This window comes from Stenotrophomonas sp. Steno-C17, assembly GCF_056393165.1.
In genome coordinates, this window is sequence record NZ_JBWJPD010000001.1 from 327,073 (window position 1) to 346,053 (window position 18,981).

Annotated in this window: 15 protein-coding genes; 13 read left to right on the top strand and 2 right to left on the bottom strand. The window is 67.6% G+C overall.

Annotated elements, in window-relative coordinates; translation table 11 throughout:
• Together mrdA and rodA are read left to right on the top strand one after the other, a co-directional pair.
• A complete protein-coding gene (gene mrdA / locus AC06FA_RS01475; protein WP_478066803.1) occupies positions 1–2,073 on the top strand; it encodes a penicillin-binding protein 2 in 2,073 nt (690 codons plus the stop codon).
• Positions 2,070–3,182, top strand: coding sequence for a rod shape-determining protein RodA (rodA, locus tag AC06FA_RS01480; protein ID WP_108754183.1), 1,113 nt, complete (start codon positions 2,070–2,072; stop codon positions 3,180–3,182). The genes mrdA and rodA overlap by 4 nt, the downstream gene beginning before the upstream one ends.
• A 421-nt stretch (positions 3,183–3,603) precedes the next feature.
• Here rodA and AC06FA_RS01485 read toward each other — a convergent pair whose 3' ends face one another.
• Positions 3,604–4,014 carry a hypothetical protein gene (locus tag AC06FA_RS01485; RefSeq protein ID WP_478066804.1) on the bottom strand — a complete coding sequence of 137 codons (411 nt, stop codon included), beginning with the start codon at positions 4,012–4,014 and terminating at the stop codon, positions 3,604–3,606.
• An 860-nt stretch (positions 4,015–4,874) separates the two neighbouring features.
• Here AC06FA_RS01485 and mltB point away from each other — a divergent pair.
• The 3 genes from mltB (at position 4,875) to AC06FA_RS01500 (ending at position 8,587) form a co-directional block, all read left to right on the top strand.
• Positions 4,875–6,020, top strand: a complete 1,146-nt coding sequence (gene mltB / locus AC06FA_RS01490; protein WP_108754179.1) for a lytic murein transglycosylase B — start codon at positions 4,875–4,877, stop codon at positions 6,018–6,020.
• On the top strand, positions 6,017–7,270 hold the full coding sequence (locus AC06FA_RS01495) for a septal ring lytic transglycosylase RlpA family protein (RefSeq protein WP_478066805.1): 1,254 nt from the start codon (positions 6,017–6,019) through the stop codon (positions 7,268–7,270). Before mltB ends, AC06FA_RS01495 begins: the two co-directional genes overlap by 4 nt.
• 99 nt (positions 7,271–7,369) lie before the next feature.
• On the top strand, positions 7,370–8,587 hold the full coding sequence (locus tag AC06FA_RS01500) for a D-alanyl-D-alanine carboxypeptidase family protein (RefSeq protein ID WP_478066806.1): 1,218 nt from the start codon (positions 7,370–7,372) through the stop codon (positions 8,585–8,587).
• A gap of 181 nt (positions 8,588–8,768) precedes the next feature.
• On the opposite strand, the gene AC06FA_RS01505 is transcribed toward AC06FA_RS01500, so the two are convergent.
• A complete protein-coding gene (locus tag AC06FA_RS01505) occupies positions 8,769–9,842 on the bottom strand; it encodes a lipid A deacylase LpxR family protein (protein WP_478066807.1) in 1,074 nt (357 codons plus the stop codon).
• A 341-nt stretch (positions 9,843–10,183) separates the two neighbouring features.
• Here AC06FA_RS01505 and AC06FA_RS01510 point away from each other — a divergent pair, with 341 nt between their 5' ends.
• From AC06FA_RS01510 to gnd, 8 genes are all read left to right on the top strand, one after another.
• Positions 10,184–11,179 carry a CsgG/HfaB family protein gene (locus tag AC06FA_RS01510; RefSeq protein ID WP_478066808.1) on the top strand — a complete coding sequence of 332 codons (996 nt, stop codon included), beginning with the start codon at positions 10,184–10,186 and terminating at the stop codon, positions 11,177–11,179.
• A gap of 169 nt (positions 11,180–11,348) precedes the next feature.
• Positions 11,349–11,627, top strand: a complete 279-nt coding sequence (locus AC06FA_RS01515; RefSeq protein WP_478066809.1) for a DUF493 family protein — start codon at positions 11,349–11,351, stop codon at positions 11,625–11,627.
• Positions 11,615–12,325 (top strand): lipoyl(octanoyl) transferase LipB, encoded by a 711-nt coding sequence (gene lipB, locus AC06FA_RS01520; RefSeq protein WP_478066810.1) that lies wholly within the window; start codon positions 11,615–11,617, stop codon positions 12,323–12,325. Before AC06FA_RS01515 ends, lipB begins: the two co-directional genes overlap by 13 nt.
• A gap of 18 nt (positions 12,326–12,343) precedes the next feature.
• Complete coding sequence (gene lipA, locus AC06FA_RS01525; RefSeq protein ID WP_108762914.1) at positions 12,344–13,354, top strand: lipoyl synthase; 1,011 nt, start codon at positions 12,344–12,346, stop codon at positions 13,352–13,354.
• 315 nt (positions 13,355–13,669) lie between these two features.
• The gene (locus tag AC06FA_RS01530; RefSeq protein WP_478066811.1) at positions 13,670–15,847 is read left to right on the top strand and encodes a carboxy terminal-processing peptidase; all 2,178 of its coding nucleotides are present in this window, start codon (positions 13,670–13,672) and stop codon (positions 15,845–15,847) included.
• 219 nt (positions 15,848–16,066) lie between these two features.
• A complete protein-coding gene (locus AC06FA_RS01535; RefSeq protein WP_478066812.1) occupies positions 16,067–16,726 on the top strand; it encodes a DUF2242 domain-containing protein in 660 nt (219 codons plus the stop codon).
• A 2-nt stretch (positions 16,727–16,728) separates the two neighbouring features.
• Positions 16,729–17,985 (top strand): hypothetical protein, encoded by a 1,257-nt coding sequence (locus tag AC06FA_RS01540; RefSeq protein ID WP_478066813.1) that lies wholly within the window; start codon positions 16,729–16,731, stop codon positions 17,983–17,985.
• A gap of 10 nt (positions 17,986–17,995) precedes the next feature.
• On the top strand, positions 17,996–18,901 hold the full coding sequence (gnd, locus tag AC06FA_RS01545) for a phosphogluconate dehydrogenase (NAD(+)-dependent, decarboxylating) (RefSeq protein ID WP_478066815.1): 906 nt from the start codon (positions 17,996–17,998) through the stop codon (positions 18,899–18,901).
• Positions 18,902–18,981 lie beyond the last annotated feature (80 nt).

Genomic DNA, 18,981 nt, shown 5'->3' on the forward strand with positions numbered 1-18,981 from the left:
ATGATCCCGCGCCGGCAGGTGAAGAACCCGCACGCTGAAGCCGAACAGTTCCGCCGCCGCGCGGCGCTGGGCTTCCTGGGCGTGCTGGTCTGTCTGCTCGGCCTGGGCGGCTGGTACTTCAAGCTGCAGGTGCTGGACCACGACATCTACGCCACGCGTTCGGAAGCCAACCGCATCAAACCGCGGCCGGTGGTGCCCGGGCGCGGCATGATCTACGACCGCAATGGCCGCCTGCTGGCCGAGAACGTGCCGGCCTTCCGCCTGGACGTGACCCCGGACAAGGTGAAGGACATGGACGCCACCCTGGAAGGGTTGGCGAAGATCATCAGCATCAGCCCGGAAGAGCTGGAAGCGTTCAACAAGTCGCGCAAGGCGCGCCGCAAGTTCCTGCCGGTCACCCTGAAGTTGCGCATGACCGACGAGGAAATGGCGCGGTTCGCCGTGGACCGCTGGCGCTTCCCCGGCGTGGAACTGGAACCCTACCTGACCCGCCGCTACCCCTATGGCGACCTGTTCGCGCACATCATCGGCTACGTCGGCCGGGTGGACGACAAGGATCTGGAAATGCTGGGCGAGGGCAATGCGGCCCTGACCCACATCGGCAAGTCCGGCCTGGAGCGCTATTACGAGCACGAGCTGCGCGGCAAGGTCGGCTACGAGCAGGTGGAAACCAACGTGCAGGGGCGGGCCATCCGCACCATCGGCCGGGTGGCCGCGCAGTCCGGTGCCGATCTGCGCCTGTCCATCGATGCCGACCTGCAGCGCGCCATGGTCGCCGCCTTCGGCGATCAGGAAGGCTCGGCCGTGGCGATGGACCCGCGCACCGGTGAAGTGCTGGCGATGGTCAGCCTGCCGTCGTACGACCCGAACCTGTTCGTCAACGGCATTTCCCATGCCGACTTCAAGGCGCTGAACGAGAACCCGTCGCGGCCGCAGTTCAACCGCCTGGTGCTGGGCGGCGTGGCCCCCGGTTCCACCCTGAAGCCGTTGATCGGCCTGGCCGGCCTGGATTCGGGCGTGCGCCGGCCGGAAGACAAGGTGCTGTCCACCGGCATGTTCTACCTGCCCGGCACCAGCCGTGGCTGGGGCGATTCGCATCGTGGCGGCCATGGCTGGACCGACCTGCGCAAGTCGATCGCGCAGTCGGTGAACACCTATTACTACAAGCTGGCGCTGGACCTGGGCATCGAGCGCTTCGACCATTACATGGAGTACTACGGCTTCGGCGCGCCGACCGGCATCGACCTGACCGGCGAAATCGGCGGCATCCTGCCGTCGCCGGCCTACAAGGCCAAGAGCCGCAAGGAACGCTGGTACCCCGGCGATACGGTCAACATCAGCATCGGCCAGGGCGACTGGAAGGTCACCCCGCTGCAGCTGGCGCGCGGCGTCAGTGCGCTGGCCGATGGCCAACTGCGCACCCCGCACCTGGTCATGCAGCAGCGCGCCGGGTTTGACAACGACTGGGTGTCCACCGAAGCCGGGCCGAGCAAGCCGGTCAGCCCCAATCCGAACAACGTGCAGGCCGTGCGTGAAGGCATGATGGCCACCATGCAGCCCGGCGGCAGCGGCGCGCGGGTGGCCGCCGGTGCGCCGTACACCATGGCCGGCAAGACCGGCACCGCGCAGGTGATCAGCCGCAAGGGCACCGCGGCGGTGAACCCCAAGAGCCTGCCCATGCACCTGCGCCACCGCGCGCTGTTCGTGGGCTTCGCGCCGGCCGAACAGCCGGTGATCGCGCTGGCCATTGCCGTGGAAGGCGGCGGCTACGGTGGTTCGGCCGCGGCGCCGATCGCGCGCAAGATCTTCGATGCCTGGCTGCTGGGCAAGATGCCCGAAGGCATGCAGCCGCTGGACAGCGAGCGTGGCACCACCGCCATCGGCACCACCGCTTTCGACAATGAAGACGTGAACGCGCGCCCGGCCGGCGATGCCGCCGCCGCGCTGCTGGCCGAACTGCCGGTGCTGGTGGGCGTGCCTGCGCCCGAGCCCGCGCCCGCGCCGGTACCGCCTGCACCGGCGGCGGCCGCCCCCAGCGCGCCGCGCCCCCCTGCCGCCGAGGCTTCGCGATGAGAGTGTTCCTGCGCTGGGCCGGCGACATGCTGCGCCGCTTCTTCAGCACCCTGGACTGGGTGCTGTGCCTGGCCCTGGGTGCGTTGATGGCAATTGGCCTGGCCACCCTGAAAAGTGCCGGCGGCGACACCCTGGTGATGGCGCAGGGTGCCCGCTTCATTGTCGGCCTGGCCGCGCTGTGGGCCATTTCGCGCGTGCCCATCCTGCGCATCCGCTCGGCCACACCGATGATCTATGCGATCTCGATGATTCCGCTGCTGGCGGTGTTCGTGCTGGGCACCGGCAAGTACGGGCGGCAGTGGCTGGACCTGAAATTCTTCTACCTGCAGCCGGCCGAACTGCTGAAGGTCAGCCTGCCGATGATGGTGGCCTGGTACCTGCACAAGATGCCGTTGCCGCCGCGTTTCAACACGGTGTTGATGGCGCTGGTGATCATCGGCGTGCCTACCGGCCTGGTGATGCTGCAGCCCGACTTCGGCACCGGCGTGCTGATCGCGGCCAGTGGCGTGTTCGTGCTGCTGCTGGCCGGCCTGCCGTGGTGGTGGGTGGGGCTGGGCGTGGGCGGCGTGGCCGCGGTGGCCCCGGTGGCCTGGTTCTGGCTGCTGCGGCCGTACCAGAAGGACCGCATCATGATGTTCCTGGACCCGGAAATGGACGCCCTGGGTGCCGGCTGGAACATCATCCAGTCGAAGATCGCGATCGGTTCGGGCGGCTTCGACGGCAAGGGCTGGGGCGAGGGCTCGCAGTCGCACCTGAACTTCATTCCCGAACAGACCACCGACTTCGCGTTCTCGGTGTTGAGCGAAGAATTCGGCTGGATCGGCGTGGCCACGGTGCTGGCGCTGTATTTGGTAGTGATCGGGCGCTGCCTGTGGATCGCCAGCCAGTCGCGCGATTCCTATTCGCGCCTGCTGGCCGGCGCTACGGGCCTGGCCTTCTTCGTCTACGTGCTGGTGAACGGCGGCATGATTTCCGGCCTGCTGCCGGTGGTGGGCGTCCCGATGCCGCTGATCAGCTACGGCGGCACCTCCGCCGTATCGCTGCTGGCCGGCTTCGGCCTGGTGATGGCCGTGCGCAGCCACAACCCCGTGCACGGCGGCTACGGCTGACACCCCTGGGGCCGGATCCCCCTCTACGGGGGACGGGATCTGACCCCGTTGCGTGGCTCCCGCGCACGACTGCGCTTTGGCCCTCGTCGTGTACCGATGATGGTGCTCGACTTCGCTTTTGGCCGCGTCGCGTATCGTCGACCGTGCTCGGCTGCGCTTTGGCCCTCGACGCGTACCGTCGATGGTGCTCGACTGCGCTGTTGCCCTCGTCGCGTACCGTCGAGGGTGCTCGACTACGCTTTGGTCCTCGTCGCGTACCGGTGATGGTGCTCGACTTCGCTTTGGCCCTTGTAGAGTCGAGCTTGCTCGACTGCTTTTCGCGCAAAGCAGTCGAGCAAGCTCGACTCTACGAACAGCCAACAGCCAACAGCCAACAGCCAATAGCCAATAGCCAACAGCCAATAGCCAATACGCGTTTCGCTCACGCCACGCGCAACTGCACATCCACGTATTCGGACAACCCCCGGCAGGCCAGCAGCAAGCCCTCGCGGGCGTCGTCTCCCAGTTGCTGGGCCTCGTTGCCGTCCACCCGCACGCGTTCGGCGGCATGCAGCAGTTCCAGCAGGAAGGTCAGGCCGCTGTTGGCGCGGTCGATGCGCGCCAGCGCCATGCGCTGCCCCGGCGTGTGCTGCCGCCCTTGCCAGGCCTGCCCGTCGGCGGCATCCACCTGGCGGATGCGCCGCAGGGCGCCCAGCAGGGTGATGCCGTCTTCGCTATTGGCCGCCTGGTGGGCGGTCAGTGTGGTTTCCAGGGCGCGGGCGATGTCGGCCGGAAGTTGATGGGCGGCATCGCCGAGGGTGGCGAACAGGTACGGGTACGGCGATAGCGTCATGGCAGGATCCTCGCGCGGCGGGTAGACCCACCACCCGCAGGGCGAGGGTGGCAGGCGATGCGTGGTTGCAATACCGGGGACCAACGGCGAAGAACCGGCGGGCATGAAGCCCCCACGCACCGCCCGCCAAAGACGCACGGACGGATTGCCAGCCGGCGTCGCCCACACGGAAAAGACGACACCGACTGGCAAGCGTAAACAACGCGTTGGTCCTACGGGATTGCAAGCCCGTGCCACCCGTTGTCGGTGGCCCCGCATGTTTCGCACGCCGCGCCCGCCGCACCAATGAGGAAAGTTTGAAAGTCGAATTCGTCAGAAGGGCGGCGCACGATGCACCCAAAGTGGCGATAGCGACACGATGCGCCGCTCGAAACCGCCGTCATTCCCCGGCGTTCGCCGCCTGAATCTGCGCATATGCGTTTCTGTAAGCGTTTGCGTAACCCCGGATGAACACCCGCTCGCTGACGAAGTTCCAATAAAAGTGCGCGACCAATCACACTTTGACGCGATGTTGATCTCGATCAATAGACTTGTCGCAATCGGCCTGCACAATGGCGGCCCGTTCGGCACGGCGCGCCATCATCGATGCAGCGCGAGGGGCGCCGGGCGGGAAAGCAGTACTGATCCAACGGGTACAGGGAGCGCGGAGCACTGCCACTGGGGAGCGGCAGCCGCGCAGGTACCGACCGGATCCGGTCGCCGGTTGCGTCTGCGGGGATGGGGACGCAACCGGCCACCTCTGTTTCTGAATGCGGTAGGTCACTCACACCGTTTTCACAAAAGCGTCTGCCTGCAGGCAAATCGTTGTGATTCATGGTGTTAGGGGTTTTAATTCATCCATGACCTGCTAACCTGCGGTGATGATTCGACGCACTCTGGCCTGCATGCTCACCCTCGGCCTGGTCGCCTGCGCGACCCAGCCGACGTCCCCACCGTCGTCTCCGCAGGCCAGCAGTTCACCGCGCCACCCGGCGAGCAAGCCGCAGGGCCCGGCCGAGGCCGCGCCGGAAGCTGCCGCCAGTACCGCACCGCCGGTGGACCTGACCCCGGTGCCGTTCGAAACCGCGCGCGCCAATTTCATTGCCGATACCGCCAAGCGTTACGGCCTGGCACCGCAGCAGATCAGCGCCGTGCTGGACCAGGCGCAGGTGCGCCAGCCCATCATTGCCGCCATGGCCCGCCCGGCCGAACGGGTGAAGCCGTGGAACGAGTACCGGCCGATGTTCATCAGCAAGGCGCGCATTGATGGCGGCCGCGCGTTCCTGGCCGAGCACCGTGCCGAGCTGGACCGCGTGCAGCAGCGCACCGGCGTGCCGGCCGAAGTGATCGTGGCGATCATTGGCGTGGAAACCAGCTACGGCAAGAACGCCGGCAACCATCGCGTGCTGGATGCGCTGTACACCCTGGCGTTCTATTACCCGCGCAGCGGCGATCCGGCCAAGCTGGAACGCGAAGTGCGCCGCGAACTGTTCTTCCGCGATGAACTGGCCAAGCTGTTCGAGCTGGGCCGCGAGGAAAAGCTGGACATCACCACGCTCAAGGGCAGCTACGCCGGGGCGATGGGCATGGGCCAGTTCATGCCGTCCAGCTATCTGGATTACGCCGTGGACGGCAACGGCGATGGCCGCCGTGATCTGTTCACCAGCTACGACGATGTGTTTTCGTCCATCGCCAACTACTTCGTGAAGAAGGGCGGCTGGGTGCGCGGTGGCCCGGTGGTCGTACCGGCCACGCTGGCGCCGGGTCGCGAGGAGTTCAATCCCACCGAGTGGATGCCGACCTGGTCGCTGGCTGACCTGGCCCAGCGCGGTTACCAGCCCAGCGCGCCGGTCCCGGCGGGCGCCACCGCCACGCCGATCACGCTGGAAGGCAGCACCGGCAAGCAGTACTGGCTGGGCTTCCAGAACTACTACGCCATTACCCGCTACAACCTTTCGAAGATGTACGCGATGGCCGTGCACCAGTTGTCGCAGGCCATTGCCGGACAGGAGCTGCCCCCGGCATGAACATCAGATGGCTGGTTCCCGCACTGGCAGTACTCGCACTGGCGGCGTGCAGCAGTGCGCCGAACAAGCCCAGCGCCGGCCACGGTGGCAAGGTGCCGGGCACGGTGGTGCAGGGCAAGGGCAGTCGCCCGGCGCACTGCCCGGACGGTTCGCCCTATGCGGCGGCCACCGAAGATCTGAGCACGCGCGGCAACTACACCGCCGGTGGCCTGTACAAGCCCGGGGTGAAAGACAGCACGCCCAGCTACGTGCCGAACGTGGCCTGCATTCCCGAGCCGGAAGTGACCGCGGTCGAGCGCTCGACCATCGGCAACAAATCGCCCTACGTGGTGCTGGGCAAGTCGTACAAAGTGCTGGACGACACCCATGACTATGTCGAGCGCGGTACCGCGTCGTACTACGGCGCCAAGTTCCATGGCCGCCTGACCTCCAACCGCGAGGTCTATGACATGTACCAGTTCACCGCCGCGCACAAGACGCTGCCGCTGCCCAGCTTCGCCCGCGTGACCAACCTGGACAACGGCGAATCGGTGATCGTGCGCGTCAACGATCGCGGCCCGTTCCACGATGGCCGCGTGGTGGACCTGAGCTATGCCGCCGCCGTGCGCCTGGGCATCACCCAGCGCGGCACCGGCAATGTGGAAGTGCGCGCGCTGCAGCCGGGCGAAGGCAACCTGCTGGCGCAGAAGCCGTCGCGCCGCGAGCGCCGGGCGGCCGAAGCCGCGGCTGCCAGTGCGGTGGCGTCGGCACGCCCGAGTGCCACGCCGCGTGCGGCCGCGCCCAGCGACATCGACCGCCTGGTGCAACGCCTGCCCAGCGATGCCACGCCCGCGCGTGGCCAACCTGCCACCACCCAGGCGGCCAGCAGCACCCTGCCGGATGTAGCGGTCAGTGCCTTGCCGCCCAGCGCGCCGGCGCCGCGTGCGCCGGTGGCCGTGGCCGCCGCCGCCCCGCGCGCCGCTGCCGCACCGGTTCGCAGCGCGCCGACCCCGGCGCCCACGCTGTCCCAGCAGGTGGTGGGCGCAGTGATGGTGCAGGTGGCCAGCTTCTCCAGCCGCGACAACGCAACCCGCGCCATGGGCCAGTTGAACGCGGCCGGCATTGTCGGCGCCACCATCAGCGACATTGCCGCCGGTGGCCGCACCTTGTTCCGCCTGCGCGTTCCCGCCAGCGACCATGCCAGCGCCGCGGAACTTGTCGGCCGCATTGCGGGTCTGGGCCTGGGCTCGCCGCAGATCGTCAAAGACTGATTCGCCCAAGGCCGGTGCTGCCGGCCTCCGCCCCGTCGGCCTTACAATGGCCGCTTCGTACCACCCTCCATCCTGGCCGTCCCTGGAGCCTGCTGTCCCATGAATTTCCGTTCCGCCGCCACCGCCCTGGCCGCCACCCTGGTGGTGGGTCTGGCCTCCGCCCAGACCCCTCTGCCGACCCCGGCCGCGCCGGCACCTGCCGCCGCCGCTGCGCCGGTCACCGTGGCCACGCCACCGGCCCCGGTGCCGACCGTTTCCAAGGCGTGGGTCCTGATGGATTACGCCACCGGCCAGGTGCTGGCCGGCGAGAACGTGCACGAAGAGCTGGCCCCGGCCAGCATCACCAAGGTCATGACCTCCTATGTCATCGCCGCCGAGGTCAAGAATGGCAAGGTCCGTGCGGATGACCAGGTGATGATGAGCGAGCGCGCCTGGCGCGAAGGCGGCGCGGGCACCGACGGCAGCTACAGCGGCTTCCCGGTGAACCAGACCGCGCGTCTGGAAGACATGGAAAAGGGCATGGCGATCCAGTCGGGCAACGACGCCGCCATCGCCCTGGCCGAACACGTGGCCGGCAGCGAGGAAGCCTTTGCTTCGCTGATGAACAGCTACGCCGCCAAGATCGGCATGAAGAACTCGCACTTCGTGAACGCCCACGGCCTGAGTGCCGAAGGCCATCACAGCACCGCCTACGACCTGGCCCTGCTGGGCCGGGCGATGGTGCGTGACTACCCGGAAACCTACGCCTACAACAAGGTGAAGGAATTCCAGGTCGGCAACATCAAGCAGCCCAACCGCAACCTGCTGCTGTGGCGCGATGGCAGCGTGGACGGCATCAAGACCGGCCACACTTCCGAAGCCGGCTACTGCCTGATGAGCTCGGCGCAGCGCGGCGACCAGCGCCTGATCGCGGTGGTGCTGGGCGGTGCTTCGGAAAAGCAGCGTGCCGATGACAGCCTGGCCCTGCTGAACTGGGGCTTCCGCTTCTTCGAAACCCACCGCCTGTACGAGCCGGGCAAGGCCGTGGCCGAGCACAAGGTCTGGAAGGGCACCACCGACAAGGTGCAGCTGGGCGTGGCCCAGCCGATGCTGGTGAGCGTGCCGCGCGGCCGCTACAACGACCTGAAGCCGAGCATCGACGTGCCCAAGACCCTGGAAGCACCGTTCACCGCTGGCCAGCAGATCGGCACCGTGAAGGTCACCCTGGACGGCAAGGTGGTGGCGGAAGCCCCGCTGGTGGCCGTGGCCGCCGTTGAACAGGCCGGCTTCTTCAAGCGCCTGTGGGACAGCTTCTGGATGTGGTGGGAATCGGAATGATCCACGCCTTGGCGTGGTGAATGAAAAGGCCGGCGAAAGCCGGCCTTTTTCGTTCTGTAGAGTCGAGCCATGCTCGACTGATGGTGAATGCAGTCGAGCATGGCTCGACTCTACAACCCCGGTTACAGCGAGTGTGCCGACCAACGGTCGGCAGCTACCCGCTTCACCATCAGCCGCTCGCCTACAGCGAGCGGCTGATGGTGAAGCTGCCGAACACCGGCGCTTCGCGCTGGCCGTCGAATTCGCGGGTGCTGTGGTAACGGGCCAGGGCGAACTTCCAGCGCCCCTTCATCACCGCCAGGCCGTAGCCGCCCAGCGCCACGAAGTTGCGCTTGTCCACGCTGTGGCTGTTGCGGAAGGTGTTGCCGTCCAGGGTGATATCGCGGATCACCCACGACGCGTCGGTGGTGGCGAACAGGTGCCACGACCAGCCGGCCGGGCGGCCGCCGCGGGTCGGGGCGGTGTTTTCGCCGGCCGGGCGCAGCGGGGTGCTGCCGAAGTCATCCGGCAGCTTCCAGCCGAAGCGCACTTCGGCGCCGGCATTGGCGTGGGTGGCCAGGTTGCCGATGGCGCCGCCGTAATGGGTGATCGCATCCCAGCCCCAGCCGGCCGCGTTTTCCGTGGCATCGCCCGGCCAGCGGCGCATGCGCTCGTGGGTCAGCATGAACACCGGCTCGTTGTGCAGCTGGTTGTCCCAGCCCTGGAATTTTTCATCGCCCAGCACATCGTGCACCGCGTTCTGCACCTGCTTGCCCTGCGCCCACGGCCCCACCACGCCCAGCGCCAGCTGGGTGGTCTGCAGGCGGTCGCCGCGGCGGGCGTTGTAGCCGAAGCTGGCAATCAGCACGCCGGCATAGGGGCGGTCGTCCTCGATCAGGTCCTTCCGGGTGAAATCGGTGGGGGTGAAGATGCCCTGGGCCAGGCTGAAGATCATGTTCTGCTGCTCGAACTCACCCGGGTGCAGGCGCTCCAGGTGGCGGTTCACCCAGCGCGCCAGCTTCGGCAGGCAGGGGTCGTCGGTGTAGTCCACCAGGTTGGGTGACACCAGGGTGAGCTGGGCGCCGTTGGTGTAGCCCTGGTCCTGGTCCTTGCCGCCGAACAGATCGTTGTCGACGCGGAAGTTCACCTGCGGCGGGTGGTCGCGCATGGCATCCGGGCCGCACTGTTCGGCGGCCTGGGCGGCAAGGGGGAGGGTGGCAGCGAGCAGACCCGACAGCCCGAGGGCTGCGAGGCGGTGTTGGGAAGGGGAGCTCATCGGGTGCGGGTTCTTTTGTCGTTTTATGCCGCGACACGGTACATCCAGGCAGCGACGGAAACGACCACATGACGCTCACATGTCTGTTCCGAAAACAACGTTGTCCTACTGACGGAGTCATACGGGGCCGGGGCGCGGCCCGGACTGCGACGCTGCGGGAGGGGGATCGCACGCGTGTCGTCATCGGCGTTGGCGGTCAGCTGCGGTTGTGGCCTGCCACGGGGGCATGCCATATCTCGTGCGTCGACGCCTGAGGGGGGCGTCGCCACGGATGCGGGTCCTGGACCCTTTCTCAACCCATGGATTGTGCTTCGCCGTCGGCGAAGTGCTGGATGACGCAAATGAAGAAATTGCATTCGCTCCCCCCTGCGTTGGCGTGTGTGCTGCTGGGCACTGCGCTGGTGGCGGTCAGTGCCCCGGCGTCGGCCGGCCTGCGCGACAGCTTCGCCAAAGGTCGTACCTCCTCCGCCCAGCAGCAGAGCAGGAAGGGCCAAGCCGAGATTCCGGTCTGCACCAAGCCGCTGGGTTCCATCTCGGTGATCGAATCGGAAGACGCGGTGAACTGGTGGACTGGCCAGCAGCTGCCGGCGCCTTCGAAGCTGATCAAAGTGTTCATCAGCAAATCCAAGTGCTTCACACTGGTCGACCGTGGCGTCGGCATGGCCGCGGCCCAGGCCGAGCGCGCGCTGGCCAGCCAGGGCCAGCTGCGCGGTCGCTCCAACATGGGCAAGGGCCAGATCCGTGCCGCCGACTATGTTCTGGTGCCCGACCTGATCTCGCAGAACAGCAACGCGGGTGGCACTGCCATCGGTGGCCTGGTGGGCGGCCTGATCGGCGGCAAGGGCGGCTCGGTCGTCAGCGGCCTGAACTTCCGCAGGAAGACCGCCAATGTGACCCTGACCCTGACCGATGTGCGCTCTTCCGAGCAGGTCGCGGTCGTTGAAGGCAATTCCAGAAAGACCGACCTCGGCTGGGGTGCAGGTGGCGGCCTGTTCGGCGGCGGAGGGATCGGCGCGATGGGCGTGGGCGGCTACGCCAACACCGAAATCGGCCAGGTGATCACCCTGGCGTACCTGCAGGCCTACACCCACATGGTCACCGAGCTGGGTGGCCTGCCGGCCAACGCCGCGGCCGCCAATGCCGGGCAGGCCGTGACCCTGCTCAAGGCGGGCCGCCTGCTGGCCAACGCCAAGGGCACCGGGACGCCGGTGCGCGCGCTGCAACCGGGCATGCTGCTGTACCCCACCGGCGTGAAGGACGGCACCATGTGGGAAGTGGAAGATGAACTGGGCAACAAGGGGTGGATCAATTCCACCCTGACGGAAACGGCCAAGTAGGCCGCTCGCGTGCCGGCTTCGTGCCGGCACGCGTCGCCTGCCGGGGTCGGCCCGGCAGGCTGGCCCTGTCCAGTGCATGCGCCTGCCGCAACGCAGCGGCTCGCCGGTGCCGCTTTCGACTTTGATGAATACTCTTGGGTTTGTTGCCTTCCGGCCCGATAATGGGCCCATGGAAATCAAGTCCGACAACCCCGACCACGGCTTCCAGTTCCCCGGTCAGTTCGAGCTCAGTGCCATGGGCGCCGCCAACCGCGGCCTCGAGCACGAGCTCCCGCGCCTGTTGCAGGCCGCGGGCATCACCGTGGTGAACGAGCGCATCAGCTGGAAGCATTCGACCAACGGCAAGTATGTTTCGGTCCGCCTGGTGTTCCAGGCCGAGACCCGTGAACAGTACGACGTGGCCCATGAGGCGCTGCGTGGCCACCCGGAAGTGAAGTGGACGGTGTAGCCGCCAGCTGCCCGGCCGACGCCGCCCCCGAACACCGCCCGGCCCGTCCGGCGGTGGTCCGCGACCTGGGCCGCCAGCCCTATGAACCGGTCTGGCGGGCCATGCAGCGCTTCACCGACCAGCGTACCGACGACGACGCCGACGAACTGTGGGTGGTCGAACACGATCCGGTGTTCACCCTGGGCCAGGCCGGCAAGGACGAGCACGTGCTGGCCCCGGGCGATATTCCGGTGCTGCACGTGGACCGTGGCGGCCAGGTGACCTACCACGGCCCCGGCCAGATCGTGGTCTACCCGCTGCTGCGCCTGCCGCGGCTGGGCATCGGCGTGCGCGACTACGTGTGCCGCATTGAACAGGCCATCATCGACACCCTGGCCGATTGGAACATCGGCGCCGAGCGCCGTGAAGGCGCCCCCGGCGTGTACGTGGGGGCGGCCAAGATCGCCGCGCTGGGCATCCGCGTGCGCCGCGGCTGCACGTTCCACGGCCTGGCCTTCAATGTGTCGATGGACCTGGAACCCTTCCACCGCATCAATCCCTGTGGCTACCAGGGGCTGCAGGTGACCTCGGTGGTAGACTTGGGCGGTCCGTCCGGGATGGACGCCGTCAAGCCGGTGCTGCTGGACAACCTGGCCCGCCAGTTTGGCCTGCTGCTGCAGCCCACGCCCGAACTGCCCGATCTTTCTGCGGCCGCCTGACCGCCCCCCGGAACTGCCATGACTGAGACCACCGCCCGCACCATTCCCCTGCAGATCGTGCAGGCCGACCTGCCGACCGCCGCACCGTTGCAGGTGGGCGTGAAGCAGATGGGCGGGGACAAGATCAACCGCTCGCCGGTGCAGTTCGCCGACGCCCCGGTGCTGCGCAAGCCGTCGTGGATCCGCGTGCGCATTCCCTCGGGCAACGCCGTGCAGAACCTGAAGGCCAAGCTGCGCGAGAACCGTCTGGTGACGGTGTGCGAAGAAGCCAGTTGCCCGAACATCCATGAATGCTTCGGCCACGGCACCGCCACCTTCATGATCCTGGGCGAAGTCTGCACCCGTCGCTGCTCGTTCTGCGACGTGGCCCACGGCCGCCCCAAGCCGCCCGATGCCAACGAACCGGCCAGCCTGGGCCAGACCGTGGCCGACATGGGCCTGAAGTACGTGGTGGTCACCAGCGTTGATCGCGATGACCTGCGCGACGGCGGTGCCCAGCACTTCGTCGACTGCATCACCGCCATCCGCGAGAAGTCGCCGGGCACCCGCATCGAAGTGCTGACCCCGGACTTCCGTGGCAAGGGCCGCATGGAGCGCGCGCTGGAGATCCTGGCGCAGAACCCGCCGGACGTGTTCAACCACAACATCGAAACCGTGCCGGACCTGTACCGCAACGTGCGCCCCGGTGCCGATTACCAGTGGTCGCTGAACCTGCTGAAGAACTTCAAGGCGCAGCACCCGTCGGTGCCGACCAAGAGCGGCATCATGCTGGGCCTGGGCGAGGAATTCGAGCAGATCAAGGCCACCATGCGTGACCTGCGCGCCCACGACGTGGACATGATCACCATCGGCCAGTACCTGCAGCCGACCGCGCACCACCACCCGGTGCTGAAGTACTGGACGCCGGAAGACTACAAGGCGCTGGAAGACTACGGCTACGAACTGGGCTTCAGCCACGTGGCCTCCGGCCCGATGGTGCGCTCGTCGTACCACGCCGACGTGCAGGCCAAGGGCGCCGGCGTCCGGTAAGCGGTTGCGCGATGCGCGCTACCGCTTACCACGATGCGCTGCGCACATCGTGGGCCCCGGCTTACCACCACCCACACCCCCACCGCTTCGCGGCCGCCCCCTGACTCAGGGGGCTCTCCACCCGACGCCATCGGCAATCTGACGGTCGGCGTTCCGGGGGGCGCTTCCCAGCCATTCACAATTTGCTACACCGGCCCGGCTAGGCTGGATTTCCACCGATCGTGGGCGGATGACAAATCCGGCAACTTTCGGCACTGTCGTGGTGTCTGAGCACCGCGCAGTCTCCCCCTTGGCAAGCCGCCCTTGAGCACGTTCATGAAATTCAAAGCCCCCGCATTCCTGATGGCCCTGGCGCTGGTAGCGCCGCTGGCGCTGGCGGCCAAGACCGATTCGCCGGCCTTGCCGGCCGCGGCGACCGCCGACCAGGTGACCACCTCCAAGCTGGTCTACGGCCTGCTGTCCGACAGCCGCTACGCCTACCGGCCGCGCGCGCTGGACGAAGCCACCGCCAAGGACGTGTTCAAGCGCTACCTGGACACCCTCGATGGCGGCAAGCAGTACTTCACCCAGGCCGACGTGACCCGGTTCGCGCCGTTCGAGGCCAACATCGCCAACGCCATCCGTGGCGGCGAGATGGAGCCGGCCTTCCAGGTGTTCGCCGTGTACAAGCAGCGCGTGGGCGAGCGCGTGGCCTATGCGCGCAAGCTGCTGAAGCAGGAACCGGATTTCACCACCGACGAGCGGTTCGAGTACGACCGCAAGGACGTGCCGTGGGCCGCCAGCAACGCCGAACTGGACGAGCTGTGGCGCAAGTCGGTCAAGAATGACTGGCTGCGACTGAAGCTGGCCGGCAAGAAGTCCGACGACATCCGCAAGACGCTGGACAAGCGTTACGCCACGATGGAAAAGTCGGTGAACGAGCTGAAGGGCGAAGACGTCTTCCAGTTCTTCATGAACGCCTACACCAGCGCGGTCGATCCGCACACCGATTACTTCACCCCGCGCACGGCCGAGAACTTCAACCAGGCCATGTCGCTGTCGCTGGAAGGCATTGGTGCCCAGCTGCAGCGCCAGGACGACGTGGTGGTGATCCGCGAGATCATCGCCGGCGGCCCCGCGGCCGTGGACGGCACGCTGAAGCCGGGCGACCGCATCGTGGGCGTGGGCCAGGGCAAGTCGGGCACCATCGAAGATGTGATCGGCTGGCGCATCGACGATGTGGTGGCCAAGATCCGTGGCGCCAAGGACACCCAGGTCAAGCTGGAATTCATTCCCGCCGAAGAAGGCGCTGACGGCAAGCACCACACCCTGGTGCTGACCCGGCAGAAGGTGCGCCTGGCCGAACAGGCCGCCAAGGGCGAGACGATGACCATTCCGGGCAAGGACGGCGAGCCCGAGCGCAAGGTCGGCGTGATCAAGCTGCCGACGTTCTACCAGGACTTTGAAGGCCGCCGCCGCAACGCCACCGATTACGCCTCGGCGACCCGCGATGTGGCCAAGCTGCTGGCCGGTTTCAAGAACGACAAGCTGGACGGTGTGGTGCTGGACCTGCGCAACAACGGTGGCGGTTCGCTGGACGAAGCCATTGAACTGACCGGTCTGTTCATCGAACAGGGCCCGGTGGTGCAGGTGCGCGAATCCGGCGGCCGGGTCACGGTGAACAACGATCGCAACCAGGGCGTGGCCTGGGACGGTCCGCTGGCCGTGCTGATCAACCGCGGTTCGGCCTCGGCCTCGGAAATCTTCGCCGGCGCCATCCAGGATTACGGTCGTGGCCTGGTGATCGGTGAGACCACCTTCGGCAAGGGCACGGTGCAGAACATCGTCGACCTGGACCGTTGGCCGAGCGGCGAAACCCAGCGCTTCGGCCAGGTGAAGCTGACCATTGCCCAGTTCTTCCGCATCAGCGGCAGCAGCACCCAGCACAAGGGCGTGGTGCCCGACCTGGCCTTCCCGGCCAGCGTGGATGCCACCGAGTTCGGTGAAAGCACCTACGACAATGCGTTGCCGTGGACCCGCATCGCCGCCGTGCCGCATACCCAGTACGGCAACTTCGCACCGCTGCTGCCGAAGCTGGAAACCCGCCACGACACCCGTATTGCCACTGACAAGGAATTCCAGTGGTGGAACGAGGACGTGCAGCAGTTCCGCGCCGAGGCAGAGAAGAAGTATGTGTCGCTGAACGAGGCCACCCGCCGTGCCGAGCGCGAACGCCAGGACACCCAGCGCAAGGAGCGCCAGGTGATCCGCAAGGAACTGGGCCTGGCCCTGGATCCGCTGGCCGATGACAGCAGCGATGACGGCCTGACCGGCAACGAGCGCGACATCGTGAAGGATGCCGCCCGCGAAAAGGCTGCCGAGAAGCGTCCGGACCCGCTGCTGCGGGAATCGGCGGCGATCCTGGCCGATGCGGTGAACCTGCTGGAAACCGACCGCCCGCTGTCGGCGCAGGTGCTGCCGCAGTCCACCGGCGTGGGCCGCTGGGCTGACTGATCGCACAGCTGCGTGATACGCGACGGGGTCGGCATTGCCGGCCCCGTTTGCGTTTGGCGGTCGCGCGTCGGCGCCCTGACGGTAGCGCCGGGCCATGCCCGGCGAGCGCAGCGGCCTGCCGATCGACGCATGAACCGGCAGCAACGGGCCGCCCGCCCTCGACCCGCTCCACACGGCCCCGGGTCTACCCTTGGGACTTCTGTTCTCGCAGGAGCACCCATGCGGGCCTCGCGCTTTCGTTTTCCCCTGCTGGCCGTGGCTGGCACGCTGGCCCTGGCGGGCTGTGGCGGTCGCGCCGCCGACAATGCCCTGCTGCGCGAATCCTTCGATTCGGGCGATACCTTCTCGCGCACCGTCGATGGCCGCCCGGCCGAAGCCTGCGAAGCCGCCCGCCGCACCCTGCTCAGTCAGGGCTACGCGATTGCCCGGGCCGATGATGGCCAGGTGGAAGGCAACAAGAACTTCCAGCCGCGCGAAGACGACCATGAACAGTTGGTGCTGCGTATTTCCTGTGCCCCGCGCGGCGCCGACCAGGCGCTGGTGTTTGTCAGCGCCGTGCAGGACCGCTACGCGCTGAAGAAGAGCCCGACCTCGGCCAGCGTGGGCGTGGGCGCGCTGGGCTCGGTGTCGCTGCCGTTCGGCAGCAATGACGATTCGCTGGTGAAAGTGGCCAGCAGCACGATCACCGATGCCGATTTCTACCGGCGCTTCTTCCAGCGCCTGCAGCAGTACCTGCCGATGGCTGCGGCGAAACCGACGCCGCCGGCGGCCAGCGCGCCGGAGCCGGCGCCTGTGCCCGCCCCGGTGCCAGCTGCCCAGCCTGCGCCGCCCGAACCTATCCCGGCCGATGTGCCGGCGCCGGCGGCGGCCCAGGGCTGACGGTGCACGGGCGGGCGCTGGTACTGGGCCTGCTGCTGGGCGGGCCGCTGGGCAGCCATGCAGCCCCTTCCGTGGACTGCACGCAGGGCCTGCTGCAACGGTTGGGCTGGCGCTTCGAAACCACCGCGCTGGCAGCGCCGGACATTCACGGCGGGCCGGTGTGCCAGCGCGCCTCGCTGGCCGATGCGCAGGCCGCCGGCGACCTGCGTGTGCGCTGGCCCGCGGATCTGCCCGAGGCCGCGCGGCAGGCGCTGCTGCAGCAGCTGCTGGACGACCCCGCCACGGTGTGTGCGTACAGCTTCCTGCTGGGTGCGGCCACCCGCAGTGCCACCCAGGCGCTGCAGGACAATCCCGGCTTTCGCTTCTCCGGCCTGCAACTGGGCTGGATCGGCTTTGGCGCAGGCGGCGCCCCGGCCCAGGGCTGGCAGCGCACCCGCAGCTTCGGCCGAGGCTATGTTCCGCAGGGCAGCAACAGCGCGGCCCTGCAGGCCTTCCAGAGCGGCCGGGTGCGCGCCGAATGCGGGGTGGGCCGGCAGGTGGCACAGCTGGCCAGCCAGCGCGCGCTGTATGGCGATGCGGCCTTCGATGCCGAGTTCAGCCCGGACGAACTGTCCATCGGCACCTTCCTGGGCCTGCATGGCACCGACAGCATCCTGTTGGGGGCACACGCCGGCGACTTCGTGGCCGACGGCAAAGCGGTGCGCGCGTCGGCACGGGGGCGGCAGGCCTTCGTGGGTCTGCCCGGCTTCATTGAACACGTGGGCGACAAGGCGCTGCTGGACGATCTGAACAACCAGGCCGAGAACTTCGTGGTGGTGGATGTGGGCGCCGACGCTGCGCAGGCGCTGGCCGCGCACGGCGGGTTTGCCTGCTACGACCAGCGCAATGCACAGCTGTGGCGGTTGGCGCAGGGCATTCCGCGGGTGGGCCGGCGCTACTTCGAGCGGCTGCTGTACGACCGCGATGCCACGCTGCGCGCGCAGCTGGCACCGCGCTACCGCGCCACCGTGGAACGCATGGACCAGTTGCTGGACGATCCGTTCTACCAGCAGTTCGTGATCTATGTGCACCCACGCGGTATACGTCCCATCGGCTACCACATCGTGCGCCTGCTCGATCGGAACCCGCGCACCGCGTTTTCCATCGACCTGGCGTTGCACAATCTACATACCACGCTCTACCGGCGTTGGCGCCAGGCGCAACTGCGTGCCTGCGCGACGACCGGCCGGCCAGGCAGCCTGACTTCCGACAACAACTGAAGGTGAAACAATGGATATTGCAATGATCGGCCTCGGCCGCATGGGCGCCAACATGGCCCAGCGCTTGCACCGCGGGGGCCACCGCGTGGTCGGCTACGACCCCGGCGAAAGCGCGCGCCAGCGTGCGGCCGAGGCCGGCCTGCAGGTGGTCGATTCGCTGGCCGCTGCGGTGGCCGCGCTGCCGGTGCCGCGCGTGGTATGGCTGATGGTGCCGGCCGGTGAAACCGTGGACCAGACGCTGGGCCTGCTGACCCCGCACCTGGCCGAAGGGGACATCGTGATCGACGGTGGCAATTCGAACTACCAGGACTCGATGCGCCGCGCCAAGGCGCTGGCTGAAGATGACCTGGGCTACGTGGACTGCGGCACCAGCGGCGGGGTCTGGGGCCTGCAGGAAGGCTACAGCCTGATGGTGGGCGGCGACGAGGCGGTGGTCGAGCAGATCGCGCCGCTGCTGCGCACGCTGGCGCCGGCCGAAGACCGTGGCTGGGGCCGTGTCGGTCCGTCCGGTGCCGGCCACTTCACCAAGATGGTCCACAACGGCATCGAATACGGAATGATGCAGGCCTATGCCGAAGGCTTCGCGCTGATGGAGCGCAAGGACGAGCTGCAGCTGGACCTGGCCCAGGTGGCCGAAGTGTGGCGCCACGGCAGCGTGGTGCGTTCGTGGCTGCTGGACCTGAGCACCGAGGCGCTGAAGCGCAATCCGTCGCTGGATGGCATTGCCCCATACGTGGAAGATTCCGGCGAAGGCCGCTGGACCGTTGCCGAAGCGATCGCATTGGACGTGCCGGCGCCGGTGATCACCCTGTCCTTGCTGGAACGCCTGCGCTCGCGCGAATCCAACTCGTTCACCGACCGCCTGCTGTCGGCCATGCGCAACGAATTCGGCGGCCACGCCATCAAGAAGTCGTAAGCCATCGGGGTCGGATCCCTTTCCGCAGGAAAGGGCTCTGACCCCATGGTGCAAAAGCCAGTCGAGCATGGCTCGACTCT

What these genes read in the sequence shown, in the direction of transcription:
- AC06FA_RS01530 (WP_478066811.1), top strand. Translation starts at nt 13,670, where the DNA reads ATGAAATTCAAAGCCCCCGCATTCCTGATGGCCCTGGCGCTGGTAGCG.
- AC06FA_RS01485 (WP_478066804.1), bottom strand. Translation starts at nt 4,014, where the DNA reads ATGACGCTATCGCCGTACCCGTACCTGTTCGCCACCCTCGGCGATGCC.
- lipA (WP_108762914.1), top strand. Translation starts at nt 12,344, where the DNA reads ATGACTGAGACCACCGCCCGCACCATTCCCCTGCAGATCGTGCAGGCC.
- rodA (WP_108754183.1), top strand. Translation starts at nt 2,070, where the DNA reads ATGAGAGTGTTCCTGCGCTGGGCCGGCGACATGCTGCGCCGCTTCTTC.
- mltB (WP_108754179.1), top strand. Translation starts at nt 4,875, where the DNA reads ATGATTCGACGCACTCTGGCCTGCATGCTCACCCTCGGCCTGGTCGCC.
- AC06FA_RS01505 (WP_478066807.1), bottom strand. Translation starts at nt 9,842, where the DNA reads ATGAGCTCCCCTTCCCAACACCGCCTCGCAGCCCTCGGGCTGTCGGGT.
- gnd (WP_478066815.1), top strand. Translation starts at nt 17,996, where the DNA reads ATGGATATTGCAATGATCGGCCTCGGCCGCATGGGCGCCAACATGGCC.
- AC06FA_RS01510 (WP_478066808.1), top strand. Translation starts at nt 10,184, where the DNA reads ATGAAGAAATTGCATTCGCTCCCCCCTGCGTTGGCGTGTGTGCTGCTG.
- AC06FA_RS01500 (WP_478066806.1), top strand. Translation starts at nt 7,370, where the DNA reads ATGAATTTCCGTTCCGCCGCCACCGCCCTGGCCGCCACCCTGGTGGTG.
- AC06FA_RS01495 (WP_478066805.1), top strand. Translation starts at nt 6,017, where the DNA reads ATGAACATCAGATGGCTGGTTCCCGCACTGGCAGTACTCGCACTGGCG.
- mrdA (WP_478066803.1), top strand. Translation starts at nt 1, where the DNA reads ATGATCCCGCGCCGGCAGGTGAAGAACCCGCACGCTGAAGCCGAACAG.
- AC06FA_RS01515 (WP_478066809.1), top strand. Translation starts at nt 11,349, where the DNA reads ATGGAAATCAAGTCCGACAACCCCGACCACGGCTTCCAGTTCCCCGGT.
- AC06FA_RS01535 (WP_478066812.1), top strand. Translation starts at nt 16,067, where the DNA reads ATGCGGGCCTCGCGCTTTCGTTTTCCCCTGCTGGCCGTGGCTGGCACG.